Here is a 16273-nt window from a genome sequence, read left to right on the forward strand (position 1 = left end):
CGGCTTCACCCCCGCGCGGAAATCGCCTAGTCTCGCGGGCAATGTCCGTACCTCGCATCCAGCCTCAGCCCTTTTTCGCTGACAAGAACCGCGCTTTTTGGAACCTGCAATCGCTCGGATGGGCTGGTGCCTTCCTGCTGCGCGGGTCGTCCACGATCGCCAATGGCCAGTCCTTCTCCAGCCTGGTGCCGGTGATGATCTCCACGGCGACCGGCTATTCGGTCACGCTGCTGATCGCGGTGATGTTCCGCTTCCTGCTGAAACAACGGCCGATCATCACCTGGGGCGTATCGATCGTCACCGTCCTGATCGCGGCGGGACTGGTCGCCTTCATCGACGCCTGGGTCTTTTCGACGCAGAATAAGGGCAGCGAGACGGCGGGCGTGCAATTGTTCCTGGGCGCCTTCTACCTGTCGGTGACGTTGATCGGGGCCTGGTCGGCGCTCTATTATGCGATCAACTTCTATCTGACGGTGGAGGAACAGGCCGACCAGCTGCTCCGGCTGGAGGCGCAGGCCGCGAACGCGCAACTGGCGATGCTGCGCTATCAGCTCAACCCGCATTTCCTGTTCAACACGCTCAACTCCATCTCGACGCTGGTGCTGCTCAAACAGACCGACCGCGCCAATGCGATGCTGTCGCGGCTGTCCTCCTTCCTGCGCTATACCCTGGTCAACGAACCGACTGCGCAGGTGACGATCGAACAGGAGATCGAGACGCTCAAACTCTATCTGGAGATTGAGAAGATGCGGTTCGAGGAACGGTTGCGACCGGTCTTCATCATCGATCCGGCGGTCGGCCATGCGCGCTTGCCGTCGCTGCTGCTGCAGCCGCTGGTCGAAAATGCCATCAAATATGCGGTCACGCCCAAGGAGGAGGGGGCGGAAATATCGGTCAGCGCGCAGCCTGCCGGTGAAAATGTGCGGATCGTCGTATCGGACACCGGTCCGGGATTGAACGAAGGTGGAATGAAGCCGCACATGATGATCAGCGAGGGCATGGGCGTGGGCCTGCCGAACATCCGGGACCGGTTAATTCAGGCTTTCGGGGAACGACAGCGCTTTGAAACACGTTCCAGCCCGAGCGGATTTTCGGTTATCATCGAAATTCCGCTGAACATGGAAGAAACATCGAAAGTGGCCGCATGACCATCAGAACAATCCTCGTCGATGACGAAAGCCTGGCCATTCAAGGCCTTGCCCTGCGTCTCCAAGCGCATGAGGATGTCGACATCATCGAGACCTGCACCAACGGCCGCGAGGCCATTCGTGCGATCAAGACGCACAAGCCCGATCTCGTGTTCCTCGACATTCAAATGCCTGGATTCGATGGATTTTCCGTCGTGCAGGGGATGATGGAGGTTGAGCCGCCGCTGTTCATCTTCGTGACCGCCTATAGCGACCATGCCATCCGCGCGTTCGAGGCGCAGGCGATCGATTATCTGATGAAGCCTGTTGAAGAAGGCCGCTTGGCCGACGCGCTCGACCGGGTGCGGCTGCGGCTGTCGGACAAGCGGCAAGTGCAGGAAGTGGAAAAGCTGCGCGGCGTGCTGGCCGAAGTCGCGCCCCAGGCGATGAGCGATTTTGCTGCGGGTGAAGAGGATGGGCCAGCGTCCAACCGCTTCGAAAAGCTCATCAACATCAAGGATCGCGGTCAGATTTTCCGGGTCGATGTCGATTCGATCGAACGGATCGACGCGGCGGGCGATTATATGTGCATCTACACCGCCGACAACAGCTTGATCCTGCGCGAAACGATGAAGGACTTGGAAAAGCGCCTCGACCCCCGCAATTTCCAGCGCGTCCACCGCTCCACCATCGTCAACCTGAGCCAGGTGAAGCAGGTCAAGCCGCACACCAATGGCGAATGTTTCCTGGTGCTGGAATCGGGTGCCCAGGTGAAGGTCAGCCGCTCCTACCGGGATGTGGTGGCGCGCTTCGTGCATTGAGGTGAGGCAGCTTTGGGCTGACGTGCAACATTGCCCTCTCCCGCCTTCGCGGGAGAGGCTACGAAGACTTGGCAGCTTGCTGCCTAGTCGCAGTCGGTGAGGGTCTTTCTTGCAGCAATCGGCAAGACCCTCACCCTCCCGCCGCAACCTCTTCCGCCGCCGCCATCACGCGCAGCACATTCTCACCCGCCAGCTTCGCGATATCCCTGTCGCTCCAGCCGCGCCGCATCAGTTCGGACAAGAGGGCCGGGTAGGTTTCGACGCCGCCCAACCCTTGTGGCAACGCACCCACGCCATCGAAATCGCTGCCGATGCCGACATGGTCGAAGCCTGCCACCCTGACGATATGGTCGATATGGTCGGCGACCTGCGCGATCGTCGTGACGGGTTCGGGATGCGCCTTTTCCCAGTCCGCCAGTGCCAGCGCCGCGCCCTCGGGGTCGCCGATGTGGAGGCCGCCAAAGGGCGGGGCGTTGTTGCGGGTGATTTCCGCGCTGCGGTCCGCGCCCCAGATGCGCCGGGCTTCGGAAACATATTGAGCGGCGAAATTGACCATCACCACGCCGCCATTGGCCGCGACCTCTCGCAGCACCGCGTCCGACACGTTGCGCGGCGTGTCGCACAGAGCGCGGGCGTTGGAGTGGGAGAAGATGACCGGCGCTTTCGTGACGCGCAATGCATCCATCATCGTCGCTTCGCTGACATGGCTGAGGTCCACCAACATGCCCAGCCGATTAAGTTCGCGCACCACATCTTCCCCGAACGGGGTGAGGCCGTCATGCTGCGGATTGTCGGTCGCGCTGTCGGCCCAGGCGATGGTCCGGCTGTGGGTGAGGGTGAGATAGGCCGCGCCAAGCTGGCGATAGCGCGCAGCACCGCAAGGCTGCCGTCGATCTGGCCACCGCCCTCCACCCCGATCAGCGATCCGATCCGCCCGGCCTTGTGCGCCGCGCGCAGTTGCGCTGCCGTGCGCACCAGCGTGATATGTTGGGGATAGCGGGCCGCGAGGTTGTGGACCATGCCGATCTGGTCGAGCGTATCCTTGACCTGTTGCACCTGCGGCAGGTCGGCCGAGACCCAGACCGACCAGAACTGCCCGCCGACACCGCCCGCGCGCAGTCGATCGAAATCGGTATGATAGGTGGCCGGATCGAGCCGGGTCAGGTCCATCGTCCAGCGGGTCTCCCTGGCCCTTTCCGCCAGCGCTTCGGGCCAATCATTATGGCCGTCGATCAGCGGGGTCGCCTTCAGGATGCGGGCAATGCGCGCCGCATGGGGATCGGGCGCGGCGTGGACGGGCAATGGGGTGAGCAGCAGCGATAGGGCCGCAAGGCGAAGGATGTTCATGGCATCGAGCCTATGGCGGCATGCCACAAGGTCAATCACGAAAAATCGCCCGCACCGCCCAAAGCGCTTTCGCGCGGTGTCGATTGTGCGCCATAAGGTCCGGTAATGATGATCGATCCGTTGATTTTGCTCCAAGCCTATTCGATCGGCGTCTTTCCCATGGCGGATGATCGCGACGCCGCCGAAGTCTATTGGGTCGAACCCAAGCAGCGCGCCATTCTGCCACTGGATGGCTTCCACCTGTCGAAATCGCTCGCGAAAACCATCCGCCGCGACCAGTTCCGCGTCACCGCCAATCGCGCTTTTCCCGCCATCCTGGCTCTGTGTGCGCAGCCCGCGCCGGATCGGCCCTCGACCTGGATCAACCGCGCGATCGAGGGGGCTTATCGCCACCTCCATGCGATTGGCTACGCCCATTCGGTGGAGGTGTGGGAGGGGGAGGAACTGGTCGGCGGCCTCTATGGCGTCGCACTCGGCCAGGCCTTTTTCGGCGAATCGATGGTGTCGCGGCGCACCAATGCGTCGAAGGTCGCACTGGCCTGGCTGGTGGCGCGGTTGCGCTTCGGCGGTTTCACCCTGCTAGACTGCCAGTTCATGACCGACCATCTCCATTCGATGGGTGCGGTCGAGATCAGCCAGCGGGACTATCTTCAGTTGTTGGGTGCGGCCGTCGGCGAACTGGCGCTGGGCTCCGGGGCCGGTGTGCTGGGGTCGGGGTCCGGCGTCGCGGCGGAACTGGCATTCGCCCCGCTGGCCGGACGCGCCGATGCCGGTTCGCCCTTGCCACCCAGCGTAACGGTCTCCGGCCCACTTTCGGGCCAGGCCATCGCGCAGCTTCTGACCCATATGTCATAGATCGGGTGCTGGACGACATTGCGGTCGGGCCGATCGCGGAACAGCCAGCCGGAAAAAGCGCGCCGCCATTTGCCATCGGCGCTGCTGCGCACGTCGAGCTGCACGAAGGCGCCGGTGTCCTGCACATTTTCCCACGGCGCGCTGGTTTCGCAGGCCTGCAGGCGCACGATGGCGTCGCCCACCCGCACGGCCTCGCCAGGTTTCAGGGTCAGGTCGCGGGTCAGGCCGTTGCGTTTATTGAGCAGGCCGATGACCGCGCTACGATCCGCCATCGGCGTACCCGGCAGGCTCGCTGCGTCACTCGACCGGATTGGCGCACTTTGCACCTTGACCGGCCCGGTCTCGTTCGCGACCGGCACTTCGCCATCGCTGCAGGCGGCGAGCGCGAGCAACGAGGCGCTGATCAGGATCGACGGGGCCAGGCCCGCCGCACGGCAGATCATGATGCGTCGGGGCTCCACGCCTCATAATCGCCGGTCGCCTTCTGGCGCTGGCCACCCTTTTCGAGCGCGCCGGACGGGCGATAGGCGTTGATCGTGCCGGTGGCATTGGGGGTGAATTCACGTTCCCAGATGCGCGGCGGCGGCAGGAAACTTTCGGGCGCACCCTCGATCGAATGGTGCAGCCAGCCATGCCATTCGGCCGGCACGCGGCTGGCGTCATTGGCACCATTATAGATGACCCAGCGGCGCGTCAGGCCATTGGGATCGACCCCGCCCTGATAATAGACATTGCCTGATGATCCTCGCCCACTTTGCTGCCCTTGCGAGCGGTGAAGAGCGAAGTGCCGATGGTCGCGCCATCCCACCAGGTGAAGATCTTGCCGAGGATTCCCATAGGCCAAGCGCTTAGCCGCTGGAACGGGGCGTTGGCAAGGCGGATATGCGAGAATCGCAAGCCTGATCGGGATGCTTCGCGACGGATACGTTACCCCCACCGCCGTTCGTTTCGAGCGAAGTCGAGAAACGCATGGCACAGCGCCAGGTGCTTCTCGACCACGCGCGAAGCGAACGGGCAGGAGGCGTGGTCTCGTCCTTAGGGCGCGGAAGGACAGAAATTGAGGCGGCTCGCCACCGCCTCCTGCGGCACGGCGCAACCGCCCCACGCGACGCGGTCGCCTTCCGCGATGCCCAGCGCCGCCGCGCGTCCCCCCGCCAGTTCCAGTACCGCTGCCACCGGTACGCCGGCCGACACCGGCACGCGCGAATAGGGTTCGGTCTCGGCCTGCAGGAAGGCGATCGTCCCGTCGGTGCGGATGAAGAGCATGTCGAGCGGGATCAACGTATCCTTCATCCAGAAACTGGCGGTGCGCGGCGGGTCCATCGGAAACAACATGCCGGTCGTGGGGCCAAGTTCCCGGCGGAACATCAACCCCTTGGCCTGCTCGTCCCGCGTGATTGCAACCTCCACATCGAAGCGATGCGCGCCCTTGGCCGTGCGAATGACGACCGGCAGCAGCGCGGGCGCGGCCTGCACCTGCGCGCTATTGTCGGGTGCGGCTTGCGGGCTGGAACAGGCGGCGAGCAGGCCAAGGGCGAGGAGCGTGGTAATGCGGATCATGGCACCGTGCCTAAAGCGTTTCGTGGAAGATGGGGAGGGGCATTGACCGTCTTTTTGGAGGAGACGACGATGACTCACGCCGCCCGGACCCCATATGCCAGTCCCTTCTCCCCATCGGGGGAGAAGGATACGAAGCCTTACCGAACGCAGTGAGGATAGGCGCAGTTGGATGAGGGGCTCGATGCCAATGCTGCGCGCTTCCGGTAGGCTCCGTTTTGCGTCGCCCCAGCGAAAGCGGGGGTCTCAGGCGATGGCGCGATAGGCTTGAAACAAGCGCCACGGACTCCCGCCGCCCGCCGCCGCCGGAGATGCCAGCCTGCGCTGGCACGACGCGAGAAGTTGCAGTCGGTCTTTGATGCACCCGACCGAGACAGCAGCAAAGGCGGAGGAAAAGGACAGACCGTTAACGACCAAAAGGTGTTACTCAACGCCTACTTGTTGCCCCCCAATAGCGGCCGTTGTTAGGACGGTTCTCAGCCGTGTATGGTCGATACTCCTCTTTCGCCGCCCAATTCCTGCCATTGCGGGAACAGAGCTTGGCGACCAATTTTCGAAACTAATGCAGAGAAATCCGACGAGGCAGGATGTAGCAAGCCTGCAAGATCGTCGAACTTTTCAATCGGCATTTCCAATCCACCCGCATGGACCACGCCGCCCTTGTGATCATAGAGCCGGAACGCGATGATCCGCTTTCCTTGATTGTTCAACTTGGTCGCCATCAAACCGTGCGCAAGAAAGTGCCGATCTTCTTCAAGCTGGACAAACAGACTCACCATGGACCGAAGTTCGCCTGCGAATGCTTTCACCGGGCCGTCCATGTCGAGAATCGTTTCCAGCCGCTTCAGCTTGGAAGGTAGCTTGAAAGGCAGATTACCTAATGAATTATAGTCGGGATGTTGGCGGCACATCATTAAGAGGTGAGTGACTGAAAACTCCACTGCCGCGTAACGCTGTATGAACAGGCCACGAAGATAGATGCCTCGTTCATACAGAGCAATATGCTCATCCTCGGAAGGTTCGGTTCGGTCCATAGATGTCAGCCTACCAGGCAAAATCCGCTGGCGCGAGCTATGGCCAAATTTTACTCATAAGTCTGCTACTCCAGTTTCGCCGTCCGAAACCCGACCTTCCCCTTCTCACCCCTCTTCGTCATTCCCGCGAGCCGAAGCGCGGCCGCAGGCCGACGCGGGAACCCATCTCCTGCACCCACCCCACGCACAAGGCTGTTGAGATGTCGTCCACGTCGCCCTGCCGTTCGAGGGCATGGCGGGATAGATGGCGCATGCCCGCCCACCCAAAACCCTCTTCCAAAATAGGATTTCGTCTGGTCTATCCTTGCCGATGGAACCCCGATCCCGCCGCCGATCCGCCCGCGCCACCCTCCCGTCCCACGACCCGGCAGCCGCGTCACTGATGCGCGGGTGGCGCGTCCCTGTGACCCGACAGGCGCCGCATTGTGACCCAACAGGCGCGTCGCCAAGGCTTCGGCGTTACTTTCCGCGCGCTTATGCCCCATTTTTCCGCGCAAAATCATGCCAGCGACGGTGTGAACTTGCAGGCTGTGACCCTGCCGCGACCCTGATCCCCTATTCCTCCTCCTCCGCCAACGCCTCCCCCGGCGCGGCATTCACCCAGCGTCGCGCGAGCGCATAATCATGGCCTGCCCGCAAAAAGGCGGCGATCGCCTTCTCCCGCTGCTTGGGGTCGAGCGGGCCGGCGGCATAGGGGCCGACCCGCTTGCGCCGGGCAAAGCGATCCGCCGCTGCCCAAGCTGCGGACGCGGTCTGCGCGTCCGCTTGCACCCGGTCTTCTTCGCCGATCCCGGCCGCGCGCAAATCCTGGTCGATCCGCCGCGCGCCATAGCCGCGGTTGGCCAGCGCCGCGCTCTTCATCACCGCATAGCCCGCATCGTCGATATAGCCCAGATCCACGAACCGGTCGGCGAGCGCTTCGGGGTCGGCGGGCTGTTCGCCACCCCAGCCGCGCTCGCGCAATTTGCGGCGCAGATAGGTGAGCAGCTTGCCCCGGCTGGTCGCGAAGCGGGCGACATGGCGTAACGCCATGTCGCGCATCATTGCCTCATCGAGCGGGGGAGGGAGGCGTTTGCCGGACATATTCGCTTTCATGGGCCATGCGCCATGTTTATGCCACAGTCGGGCCGGAATTTTACCGTTCCTCGTCCGCTAAGAGGGAAAGCTGGAATGCAATATCCGGTGCATGTCGCAGTCAAAGATGATAGCGGCCGCGCTTTCACGATTTTTAGGCCATATGGTCAGACAATATGACGGGTTCGCAACAGATGATGGCACCAACGCCGACCACCGATGACCTGCCGCGCCGCTTCTCGGATTTCGAGACGCTGGGCGAGGCGCTGGACTATGCGGCGCGGGGTAAGCGAGGCCTGAATTTCCATGATGCGCGCGGCAATCTGGCGCGGCCCTATCCGTTCAGCGCACTACGCGCCGATGCTATCGCCTGCGCGCATCGCCTGATCGCCCATGGTGTCAAGCCGACCGATCGCGTCGCACTGGTCGCCGAAACCGGGGCGGATTTCGCACAGCTTTTCTTCGGCATCGTCTATGCCGGGGCGTGGCCGGTGCCACTGCCGCTGCCAACCAGCTTCGGCGGCAAGGACAGCTATATCGACCAGCTCAATGTCCAGCTGACCAGTTGCGACCCGATGCTGTTCCTCTTTCCCCGTGAACTGGCCGACATGGCGGGTGAGTCCGGTCGGCAGATGGCGGTGGAGAGCATCGCGTTCGAGGATTTCATCGCGCGCGACGCCATGCCCTGCGCCCTGCCGCAGGCGCAGAGCGACGAGATCGCCTATCTGCAATATTCGAGCGGATCGACCCGCTTCCCCCATGGCGTCGCGGTGACGCATCATGCCCTGCTGTCCAACCTGTCGGCGCACAGCCATGGGATGCAGGTGCAGGACAGCGACCGCTGCATCAGCTGGCTGCCCTGGTATCATGACATGGGCCTTGTCGGCTGCTTCCTGTCGGTCGTCGCCAACCAGGTGTCGACCGATTATATGAAGACCGAGGATTTCGCCCGCCGTCCGCTGGCCTGGCTCGACCTCATCAGCCGCAATGACGGCACCTCGATCAGCTATTCGCCGACCTTCGGCTACGATATTTGCGCGCGCCGCATGTCGAGCCAGACGAAGGCGCAGGATCGCTTCGACCTGTCGCGCTGGCGGCTGGCGGGCAATGGCGCGGACATGATCCGCCCCGATGTGATGCAGAGTTTTGTCGATGCCTTTGCCGATGCGGGCTTTTCGCCCAGTGCCTTCCTGCCGAGCTATGGCTTGGCCGAAGCGACGCTGGCGGTGACGATCATGCCGCCGGGCGAAGGGATCATCGTCGAGCTGGTCGAGGAAACCGACCTGTCCGGCGGCGCCGCGACCGAAGGCCGGCCGCAGCGCTTCCGTTCGATCGTCAATTGCGGCAAGCCCGCCAAGGATATGGTCGTGGAAATCCGCGACGAAGATGGCGGTCTGCTGCGCGAGCGGCAGATCGGCAAGGTCTGGACCACCGGGCCGAGCCTGATGGTCGGCTATTTCCGCGATCAGGCGGCGACCGATGCCTGCATGGCCCCCGATGCATCTGGCCGCGTCTGGCTCGATACCGGCGACATGGGCTATTTAAGCGACGGCTATCTCTACATTGTCGGCCGCGCCAAGGACATGATCATCATCAACGGCAAGAATCATTGGCCGCAGGATATCGAATGGGCGGTCGAACAATTGCCCGGCTTCAAGCAGGGCGACATCGCCGCCTTCGCGATCACCACGCCGGGCGGCGAGGAAGCCCCCGCCGTGCTGGTCCATTGCCGCACGTCGGACAATGAGGAACGCTCGCGCCTGCGCGACCAGATCCGCGAACGGGTCCGCGCCATCACCGGCATGAACTGCGTCGTCGAACTGGTCCCGCCGCGCACCCTGCCGCGCACCAGTTCGGGCAAGCTCAGCCGTTCCAAGGCGCGCAACCTCTATCTGACCGGGGAAATCCGCCCCTACGACATCGCCGCCTGAGTCTTCTGAAACCAGAGTTACCGAATGATAACGCATTGCCGCTATCGCGGCAGTGTGGGCAAGAGGGATCATCAGACAAGCGAACCGGAGCGCCGGGAACGGACCTATCTCCGGGCGATGACGGGTTTCGGCGATATCGCCGACGACGCCCAGCATCGCGTGCTGGAAGCGCAGTTTCAGGCGGCCGATGGCGTCGCGCTGTTGCGCCATGTGATGAATCTTCTGGGTCTGATCTTCGTCTGGCAGGTCTTTGCCCATTGTTGCTCACCCGTCTTGTTGGGGGCGTGGAGCGCCGCGCTGCTTTGCAGCATGCTGCTTGGCTGGTGGCTGGCCCGGCCCCGTCGCCGCGCCGACAATGCTGGCTTGTCGGCACGGGATTTGCGTCGCCACGGGATAGGAGCCTTTGTGCTCGGCCTATCCTGGGCGGGATGTATGATGATCGTGTCCCATGCGGGCGAAACCGAGGAACTGGTCGCGCTCTGGACGCTGGTCAGTTGCATGATGGTCTGCGGTGCAATCAGCTATGCCGCCACCCCGCTGGCCGCCGCCGCCTTCCTGCTGCCCTGCATCGGAGGTCTGTTCGCGATGTTCGGCGATGGCCTGCAATTGCCGCTGCATGGTCTTGCGACGAGCTATGCCCTGTCGCTGCTCGCAGGATGCATCATCTATGCGCGGACCTTCGCCCATCAGCATAGCAGCACCGCGCAACTCGCGGAGAAATCCGAAGTGGTGAGCCTGCTGCTGCGCGAATATGAGGAGGGTGGCTCCGACTGGTTGTGGCAAACCGACAGGCTGCGCCGTATCAATGGCGCATCCAAGCGGTTTGCCGAGACGATGGGACTGACACTAAGCGAGCTGGAAGGCGCGCCGCTGGTGCAGATTTTGGCGGGTAGCGCTTGGGAAGGCGGGCGGTTCGCCGCCGGCTTGCACAGTCTGGCCGATCACCTCAAGCGGCGCGAGAGTTTCTCCAACCTCGTGCTGCCGGTCGAGGTGGCGGGCAAGACGCGCTGGTGGGAATTGTCCGCTTCGCCTCGGCATGACGATAATGGCGCGTTTCTGGGTTTTCGCGGGGTAGCATCTGACGTCACGCTGCAACGCGAATCCGCGGATAAGATCGCGCAACTCGCCCGTTTCGATCCGCTGACCGGCCTACCCAACCGCAGCCATTTGCGCGAAGTCCTGGATCAGGCGGTGGCGGCCGCAGGGGTGCGCAGACCTGGCTGCGCTTTTCTGATGGTCGATCTCGATCGGTTCAAATCGATCAACGATACGCTGGGCCATCAAATTGGCGACAAATTGCTGAGCGAAGTCGCACGTCGGTTGAGCCAGGCTTGCCGGGGCCAGGAATTTTGCGGACGGATTGGCGGTGACGAATTTGCGGTCGTCGTCCCGGCTGCGCTCGACAATCATGCCATCGCCCAATTGGCCGACAGCATCATCGCCATATTGTCGGCCTCCTATCAGATTGACGGCCATATCCTCTATATTGGCGCATCGATCGGATCGGCGCTGTCGCCGGTCGATGGCCGCGACTCCGAATCCCTGATCCGCAGCGCTGACCTGGCGCTATACCGCGCCAAGGACGATGGCGGTGGGGTGCATCGCGCGTATGAACCGCAACTCCATGCCAAGGCTGAAGAGCGCCGCCTGCTGGAACTGGCGTTGCGCGAGGCGTTGGAAAAGGACCAGATGCACGTCCTCTATCAGCCGGTCGTGCAGGCCGATAGCGGCCGGGTTGTCGGATTCGAGGCTTTGGCGCGCTGGACTCATCCTGAAATGGGGCCAATTTCACCCGCGAAATTCGTACCGGTGGCTGAAGAAGCACGGCTGATTGCGCCCATTGGCGAATGGGTGTTGCGCACCGCCTGCATGGAAGCGCTGAACTGGCCCGACGACGTGCGTGTCGCCGTCAATGTTTCGGCGGAGCAGCTTACCCATCCCAGCTTCGTCGCGACCGTGATGTCGGCGCTGGCCCAGAGCGGGCTGGACGCCCGGCGGTTGGAATTGGAAGTCACCGAAAGCGTGTTCATGAACGAGGATGCCGGTGCGTTGCGCGTGCTGGATCAGTTGCTGGGGCTGGGCATCCAGCTTTCGCTGGATGATTTCGGCACCGGCTATAGTTCGCTGGGCTATCTCAGCCGCACGCGCTTCACCACGATCAAGATCGATCGCAGCTTCGTAGTCGGCGCGTCGAAGGATGTGGCGGAAAGCCTGGCGATCATTCGTGCCGTTGTTACGCTGGCCAATAGCCTGGGCATGGCAACGACCGCCGAAGGCGTGGAGACCGAAGCGGAACTGGCAATGGTGTTGGAATTGGGTTGCAAGAAGGTGCAGGGCTTCTATTTCGGGCGGCCCATGGCCGCTGGCGACGCCACCGCTCTGTTCCCGGCGGCACCCGAACGGCTGATCGCCTGATCAGCCGCCTCGGAGCAATCGTTCAACCGTAGTCCACAGCGCAGCAAAATCCTTGGCGGGCGGCGAATTCGGCGCAAAGGCACCAAGCGGTTTGCGGCGCACTGTCATCTGCTCGATCATGCTTGCCATGGGGATGGCGGGCCAGCCGGGCTGTTCGTCCAATGCTTTGCGGTGCAGGCTGCGCCGGCGATCGACCATCGAATAGACCGGCAAAATCGGCGCATGCGCCCCGCCGCGTTCGACCAGATAGCGCGCGACTTCGCCCATGGCCCGCTGCGACAAGGGGGAGGGGATGACCGGAATGACGATGAGGTCGGCGGCGCGCAGCACTTGTTCGCTGGTTTCGGTCAGACCCGGCGGGCAATCGAGAATGATGCGGTCATAATCCTTGCCCAGGCTTTCGATCAGTTTGGACAGCCGCTTCTTCTTGTCCATCTCCCGGAAGAGATGATCGAGACTGCGCAACGATGTGTCCGCCGCGATCAGGTCCAGTCCCGGCACGGTCGATGGCTGAATCAGCTTCTTGACCTCGACATCCTTGCTGAAGATCGCCTGCGCGGCATCGCGGCTCTTGCTGTCGGTGGACACGAGCCAACTGGACGCCGCCTGTGGATCGAGATCCCACAATAATGTGCGCCGCTTCGATATACTTGCCGACGCCCAGGCGAGATTGATTGCGAATGTGGTTTTGCCCACGCCCCCTTTGAGGCTGTAGACAGCGATGGTCGCCAATGCCGGTTCCTTTGCCATGATGCGCGAAGCTACGGCTTCCGGCCGCCAAAGCAAGCGCTCAAATCATCCCATCGGTACGCCATGGTGCCAGTGACGCAGTCCGAGCCGATTGACAGTCCTGGCCGAGAAACGCATATGGCTATCGCGAATCATTCGCAATATCAATATAACTAAGTCATCGGGGGGCATCACCATGCCAAAGTCGCACGCCATTCTTTTGTCCATCACGGCATCGCCGCTTGCGCTGCTGCTCGTTGCGCCCGCGCAGGCGCAGGCGCAGGCCACCGCACCGGTCGATGCGACGGAAACGGACCAGATCATCGTGACGGGTTCCTACACCACCAATGAAAAACTGGGTTCAGCGACGGGACTGGGCCTGAGCATTCAAGAGACGCCCCAGTCCGTGACCGTTATGACGGCGCAGCGCATGGAGGATCAGGCGATCCGAACGCTCAGCGATGTGATGAACAATGCGGCGGGTGTTTCGGTCAAGGCGCTGGACAGTTCACGCAACGGTTTTTCGGCGCGGGGCTTCGACATCAATATCTATCCGATCGACGGCATTCCTGTGCAGTGGGACCAGGGATTCAGCGCGGGCGAATCCAATCTGGACGTGATCATCTATGAACAGGTCGAAATCGTGCGCGGGGCCACCGGCCTGCTAACGGGCGTGGGCAACCCGTCGGCCTCGGTCAATCTGGTGCGTAAACATGCCGACAGCGACCATCTGACCGGAACGCTGACCGCATCGGTTGGGCGGTGGAACAATATCTTCGTCATGGGCGATATCAGCACCCCGATCACCGCCAACGGGGCGGTGCGCGGTCGCGTGGTGGCCAAATATGAGGAGGGCGACAGTTTCATCGACCGCCTGCATAATAAAAAGCTGGTGCTTTATGGTGTGATCGACGCCGATGTCACGACGGACACACATGTGCGTCTGGGCGCGAGCTATCAGGATCATGGGGCTAGCGGCACGCAATGGGGCGGCTTGCGACCTGGTTTGCCGATGGGTCGCGCACCAATTGGAGCCGGTCCAAGAGCATCGGGGCTGACTGGACGACCTGGCCGGCGAAAAATACGACCTTCTTCGCCGATGCGACGCAACAACTGGGCGAGCGGTGGCAGCTGCGCGTCTATGGCAATTATACGATCAACAGCAGCGACATGCGGCTGCTGTTCCTGTCGGGGCAGCCCGACGCGGACACAGGCCTTGGCATGTCGGCCTCCCCCAGTCGATTTGATGCCCGACGCAAACAGTTCGACGCGGGCATCCGGTTGAACGGCAGCTATACGCTGCTGGGCCGTGATCATGAACTGATGCTGGGGGCCAGTTATGCCAAGCAGGATATGGACTTTTTCGGCTATGCGCGCAGCAATGTCGCGACGCCGGGTAATTTCCTGACCTGGGATGGCAGCTATGCCGAACCGACCTGGGGTGCGCGCAGCCATCAAGTGGACCTGGCCACCAAGCAATGGGGTTATTTTGCATCGACGCGGGTCAATCTCGCGGATTCGCTCAAGCTGATTCTGGGCGGGCGACTGAACAGCTGGGATCGCACCGGCGGCTATTATGGCATGGCAATCGATTACGGCATCCGGTAGTGTCTCAGTTTGAAATTTAGCGCTTATGCGCCTCCAGCATTTTCTCGATTGATCTTGATGTTAGATTGCGAGAGGAAGTGTCTAGGGGGAAGCCAGCATGGATGGAACAGGTGTAGCTGGCGAGGTCGTCACAGCCGGAACGGCATTGGCTGGTCTCATTCTGATATACATCGGCAGTCTAGTTACCGCGTACGGTGGATATGCCGCGACAGAGCAAAAATCGGTAAAATTGCGGTTTCTAGGGCGCGCATGGGTTTCGTTCGTCGGATTTTTTCTGGCGTTGCTCGCTGCCGGTTTGGGAGTGCTAGGTAAGTGGATCGCAAGCCCATGCACGGGAAACGTGTCAGTCTGGGTTCTCCTTCTAGCCTTCGGTTGGGCGATTTTTGCAACCGTTCAGGCGATACGGGAGATTAAATAGTGGCACTGACTCTTGAAGCCGAGCAAAGCATGCGCGATGTTGGCCTCATCGGATTCTACGAGGAGGATCAGGATGGATGGCTTGCGACGGTTAGGGACACCAAAGCGTTTTTGAAGGCCAAGTTTCCGCCCAACTCGCCCATAAGGCGAGATGATGTTTCCAAGGGGCTTGTGACGGTTCTGGAAGTCCACGAGGATTTCAAAGACTATCGGAACGAAAAGAAGCTTCGAGCAAAATACTGGATCAAGCATTTTGCCGATCTACTCGTGGACCGCGCATGGGACACGATTGAGCAGGAGGAAGTAAATGGCTAAAACTGAAGAAAATATCAAAAGTAGCGAGGATTTCATCCGGGGCGTCCTCGAGCGGAATTTCAAGCAAAGCGTTGATCCAGAGGCCCTACGCGCGGCAGCCGAAAAGCTTTGCGCTGCCCTGCCGGAACGCCAGCGCGAAGCAGCTTAGGCCACCCGCTTCTTGTACGGCCCCCGCTTCGCGGGCGCGGGGGCCATCTCATCAATTTTAGCAACAACATCATCCAGCGACCAAAGGCGGTCAGTGATGCCAGCGGCCATCGCGGGCGACATGCGCAGCGTTTTGTGAATGCGCGTGAAGTTGTAGAACACGAAGTAGAGCGCCAGCGCGTGAATGTGGTTGTCCAGTTTCTTTGAGAATGCGTTGGTGAGGCGAGTGAAGCGGCGCATGGACATGCGCATGGTGAGGTTCTGGCGCTCCACATAGCTGGTCGAGACATGTTTGATGTCAGGGTTTCCTTCCACGCGGATTTTCTTGATCCCGGTGCATTCAGCAGGGCTGTAACGGCCCGGCGCGGTGATCGTGGGGCCATACAGCTTCACAAGCTGGGCGAAGTCCACGTCTGCGCCGAAAGCGCCTTCTACGGCCTCCAGATAAGCCTTGTGGCCATCGGTCGTTAGCTGAACGCGGTTGGCAAGGCGGCTGCGCAGATCGTCCATAAGGTCCATGGCATCTTCGCCCGAACGACCGCCAACATTGAACGCGACGATCAGCTTAGTATCGGCGTCGATCGCGGTCCACGTCCACACGTCGCCAGCGCCTTCCGGTGCAGCCTTGGCCGTCGCGACGTTTTTTTGTTTGGCATGGCAGAACGACCAGATTTCATCGCACTGGATACGCGACGCCTTCACGTTGCGGACCATTTCGTCATGGATGGCAAGAGCTGCTTCCCCTGCCTGTTCAAGAAGCTTCGTAACCGTGTTGATCGACACGTCTGCAACGCGGCTGATCGAACGCATGGACGACCCTTCGCAGAGCATTGCGAGGATTTGGATGCGCTTGGCGTGAGGAAGCTTGTTCATACTCATTTAATATGAACTTTTAT

General features: G+C 61.7%; 14 protein-coding genes and 4 pseudogenes. 9 read left to right on the forward strand and 9 right to left on the reverse strand.

All coding sequences use genetic code 11. From position 1 onward, the window contains the following. Nucleotides 1-41: 41 nt before the first annotated feature. Together BF95_RS03740 and BF95_RS03745 are read left to right on the forward strand one after the other, a co-directional pair. The gene (locus tag BF95_RS03740; protein ID WP_043149475.1) at nucleotides 42-1148 is read left to right on the forward strand and encodes a sensor histidine kinase; all 1107 of its coding nucleotides are present in this window, start codon (nucleotides 42-44) and stop codon (nucleotides 1146-1148) included. Next, nucleotides 1145-1948: a LytR/AlgR family response regulator transcription factor gene (locus BF95_RS03745; RefSeq protein ID WP_043149477.1), complete on the forward strand. Its 804-nt coding sequence runs from the start codon at nucleotides 1145-1147 to the stop codon at nucleotides 1946-1948. The genes BF95_RS03740 and BF95_RS03745 overlap by 4 nt, the downstream gene beginning before the upstream one ends. A 130-nt stretch (nucleotides 1949-2078) precedes the next feature. On the opposite strand, the pseudogene BF95_RS03750 reads toward BF95_RS03745, so the two are convergent. Next, nucleotides 2079-3295, reverse strand: a pseudogene (locus BF95_RS03750) (dipeptidase). 105 nt (nucleotides 3296-3400) lie between these two features. On the opposite strand from BF95_RS03750, the gene aat reads away from it, so the two are divergent. Continuing rightward, on the forward strand, nucleotides 3401-4150 hold the full coding sequence (gene aat, locus BF95_RS03755; protein ID WP_043149479.1) for a leucyl/phenylalanyl-tRNA--protein transferase: 750 nt from the start codon (nucleotides 3401-3403) through the stop codon (nucleotides 4148-4150). 35 nt (nucleotides 4151-4185) lie between these two features. Here aat and BF95_RS30585 read toward each other — a convergent pair. The 6 genes and pseudogenes from BF95_RS30585 to BF95_RS03780 form a co-directional block, all read right to left on the reverse strand. Then, a pseudogene (locus BF95_RS30585) lies at nucleotides 4186-4593 on the reverse strand (DUF2155 domain-containing protein); the annotation flags it as partial. After that, a pseudogene (locus BF95_RS03765) lies at nucleotides 4590-4987 on the reverse strand (NADH:ubiquinone oxidoreductase subunit NDUFA12). The pseudogenes BF95_RS30585 and BF95_RS03765, both read right to left, overlap by 4 nt. Before the next feature lie 198 nt (nucleotides 4988-5185). Beyond that, the gene (locus tag BF95_RS03770; protein WP_043149482.1) at nucleotides 5186-5710 is read right to left on the reverse strand and encodes a DUF192 domain-containing protein; all 525 of its coding nucleotides are present in this window, start codon (nucleotides 5708-5710) and stop codon (nucleotides 5186-5188) included. A gap of 473 nt (nucleotides 5711-6183) precedes the next feature. Continuing rightward, a complete protein-coding gene (locus tag BF95_RS03775; RefSeq protein ID WP_043149484.1) occupies nucleotides 6184-6741 on the reverse strand; it encodes a hypothetical protein in 558 nt (185 codons plus the stop codon). Between the two features lie 118 nt (nucleotides 6742-6859). Further along, the gene (locus tag BF95_RS30280) at nucleotides 6860-6994 is read right to left on the reverse strand and encodes a hypothetical protein (RefSeq protein ID WP_268747142.1); all 135 of its coding nucleotides are present in this window, start codon (nucleotides 6992-6994) and stop codon (nucleotides 6860-6862) included. Nucleotides 6995-7296: 302 nt separating this feature from the next. After that, entirely contained in the window at nucleotides 7297-7824 is a 528-nt protein-coding gene (locus BF95_RS03780; protein ID WP_043149588.1) for a regulatory protein RecX, read from the reverse strand. Between the two features lie 185 nt (nucleotides 7825-8009). On the opposite strand from BF95_RS03780, the gene BF95_RS03785 reads away from it, so the two are divergent. Together BF95_RS03785 and BF95_RS03790 are read left to right on the forward strand one after the other, a co-directional pair. Then, nucleotides 8010-9746 (forward strand): fatty acyl-AMP ligase, encoded by a 1737-nt coding sequence (locus BF95_RS03785; protein ID WP_051519842.1) that lies wholly within the window; start codon nucleotides 8010-8012, stop codon nucleotides 9744-9746. Nucleotides 9747-9863: 117 nt separating this feature from the next. Then, nucleotides 9864-12161 carry a putative bifunctional diguanylate cyclase/phosphodiesterase gene (locus BF95_RS03790; protein ID WP_043149589.1) on the forward strand — a complete coding sequence of 766 codons (2298 nt, stop codon included), beginning with the start codon at nucleotides 9864-9866 and terminating at the stop codon, nucleotides 12159-12161. Here the strand turns inward: BF95_RS03790 and BF95_RS03795 are convergent, their stop codons facing one another. After that, nucleotides 12162-12911, reverse strand: coding sequence for a ParA family protein (locus BF95_RS03795; protein ID WP_043149487.1), 750 nt, complete (start codon nucleotides 12909-12911; stop codon nucleotides 12162-12164). It abuts the gene before it with no gap. Nucleotides 12912-13320: 409 nt separating this feature from the next. Between BF95_RS03795 and BF95_RS28700 the strand changes: the two are divergent. From BF95_RS28700 to BF95_RS27835, 4 genes and pseudogenes are all read left to right on the forward strand, one after another. Next, a pseudogene (locus BF95_RS28700) lies at nucleotides 13321-13518 on the forward strand (TonB-dependent receptor plug domain-containing protein); the annotation flags it as partial. A 356-nt stretch (nucleotides 13519-13874) separates the two neighbouring features. Then, the gene (locus BF95_RS28705) at nucleotides 13875-14498 is read left to right on the forward strand and encodes a TonB-dependent receptor domain-containing protein (RefSeq protein ID WP_235209553.1); all 624 of its coding nucleotides are present in this window, start codon (nucleotides 13875-13877) and stop codon (nucleotides 14496-14498) included. A gap of 417 nt (nucleotides 14499-14915) precedes the next feature. Continuing rightward, entirely contained in the window at nucleotides 14916-15230 is a 315-nt protein-coding gene (locus BF95_RS03810; RefSeq protein WP_043149491.1) for a hypothetical protein, read from the forward strand. Next, nucleotides 15223-15378 carry a hypothetical protein gene (locus BF95_RS27835; protein WP_161774213.1) on the forward strand — a complete coding sequence of 52 codons (156 nt, stop codon included), beginning with the start codon at nucleotides 15223-15225 and terminating at the stop codon, nucleotides 15376-15378. Before BF95_RS03810 ends, BF95_RS27835 begins: the two co-directional genes overlap by 8 nt. Here the strand turns inward: BF95_RS27835 and BF95_RS03815 are convergent. Then, nucleotides 15375-16250 carry an IS1 family transposase gene (locus BF95_RS03815; protein ID WP_081764023.1) on the reverse strand — a complete coding sequence of 292 codons (876 nt, stop codon included), beginning with the start codon at nucleotides 16248-16250 and terminating at the stop codon, nucleotides 15375-15377. The two genes, BF95_RS27835 and BF95_RS03815, sit on opposite strands and share 4 nt — an antisense overlap. Nucleotides 16251-16273: the final 23 nt, after the last annotated feature.

The sequence above is a fragment of the Sphingobium sp. Ant17 genome (genome assembly GCF_000588875.1).
Lineage (GTDB): Bacteria > Pseudomonadota > Alphaproteobacteria > Sphingomonadales > Sphingomonadaceae > Sphingobium.

Excerpts from the sequence above, each read along its gene's own strand:
- BF95_RS03745 (WP_043149477.1), top strand. The coding sequence starts at position 1,145 with ATGACCATCAGAACAATCCTCGTCGATGACGAAAGCCTGGCCATTCAA.
- BF95_RS03790 (WP_043149589.1), top strand. The coding sequence starts at position 9,864 with ATGACGGGTTTCGGCGATATCGCCGACGACGCCCAGCATCGCGTGCTG.
- BF95_RS30280 (WP_268747142.1), bottom strand. The coding sequence starts at position 6,994 with ATGCGCCATCTATCCCGCCATGCCCTCGAACGGCAGGGCGACGTGGAC.
- BF95_RS03770 (WP_043149482.1), bottom strand. The coding sequence starts at position 5,710 with ATGATCCGCATTACCACGCTCCTCGCCCTTGGCCTGCTCGCCGCCTGT.
- BF95_RS03780 (WP_043149588.1), bottom strand. The coding sequence starts at position 7,824 with ATGTCCGGCAAACGCCTCCCTCCCCCGCTCGATGAGGCAATGATGCGC.
- BF95_RS03815 (WP_081764023.1), bottom strand. The coding sequence starts at position 16,250 with ATGAACAAGCTTCCTCACGCCAAGCGCATCCAAATCCTCGCAATGCTC.
- aat (WP_043149479.1), top strand. The coding sequence starts at position 3,401 with ATGATGATCGATCCGTTGATTTTGCTCCAAGCCTATTCGATCGGCGTC.
- BF95_RS03740 (WP_043149475.1), top strand. The coding sequence starts at position 42 with ATGTCCGTACCTCGCATCCAGCCTCAGCCCTTTTTCGCTGACAAGAAC.
- BF95_RS03785 (WP_051519842.1), top strand. The coding sequence starts at position 8,010 with ATGATGGCACCAACGCCGACCACCGATGACCTGCCGCGCCGCTTCTCG.
- BF95_RS03775 (WP_043149484.1), bottom strand. The coding sequence starts at position 6,741 with ATGGACCGAACCGAACCTTCCGAGGATGAGCATATTGCTCTGTATGAA.
- BF95_RS27835 (WP_161774213.1), top strand. The coding sequence starts at position 15,223 with ATGGCTAAAACTGAAGAAAATATCAAAAGTAGCGAGGATTTCATCCGG.
- BF95_RS28705 (WP_235209553.1), top strand. The coding sequence starts at position 13,875 with ATGGGGCGGCTTGCGACCTGGTTTGCCGATGGGTCGCGCACCAATTGG.
- BF95_RS03795 (WP_043149487.1), bottom strand. The coding sequence starts at position 12,911 with ATGGCAAAGGAACCGGCATTGGCGACCATCGCTGTCTACAGCCTCAAA.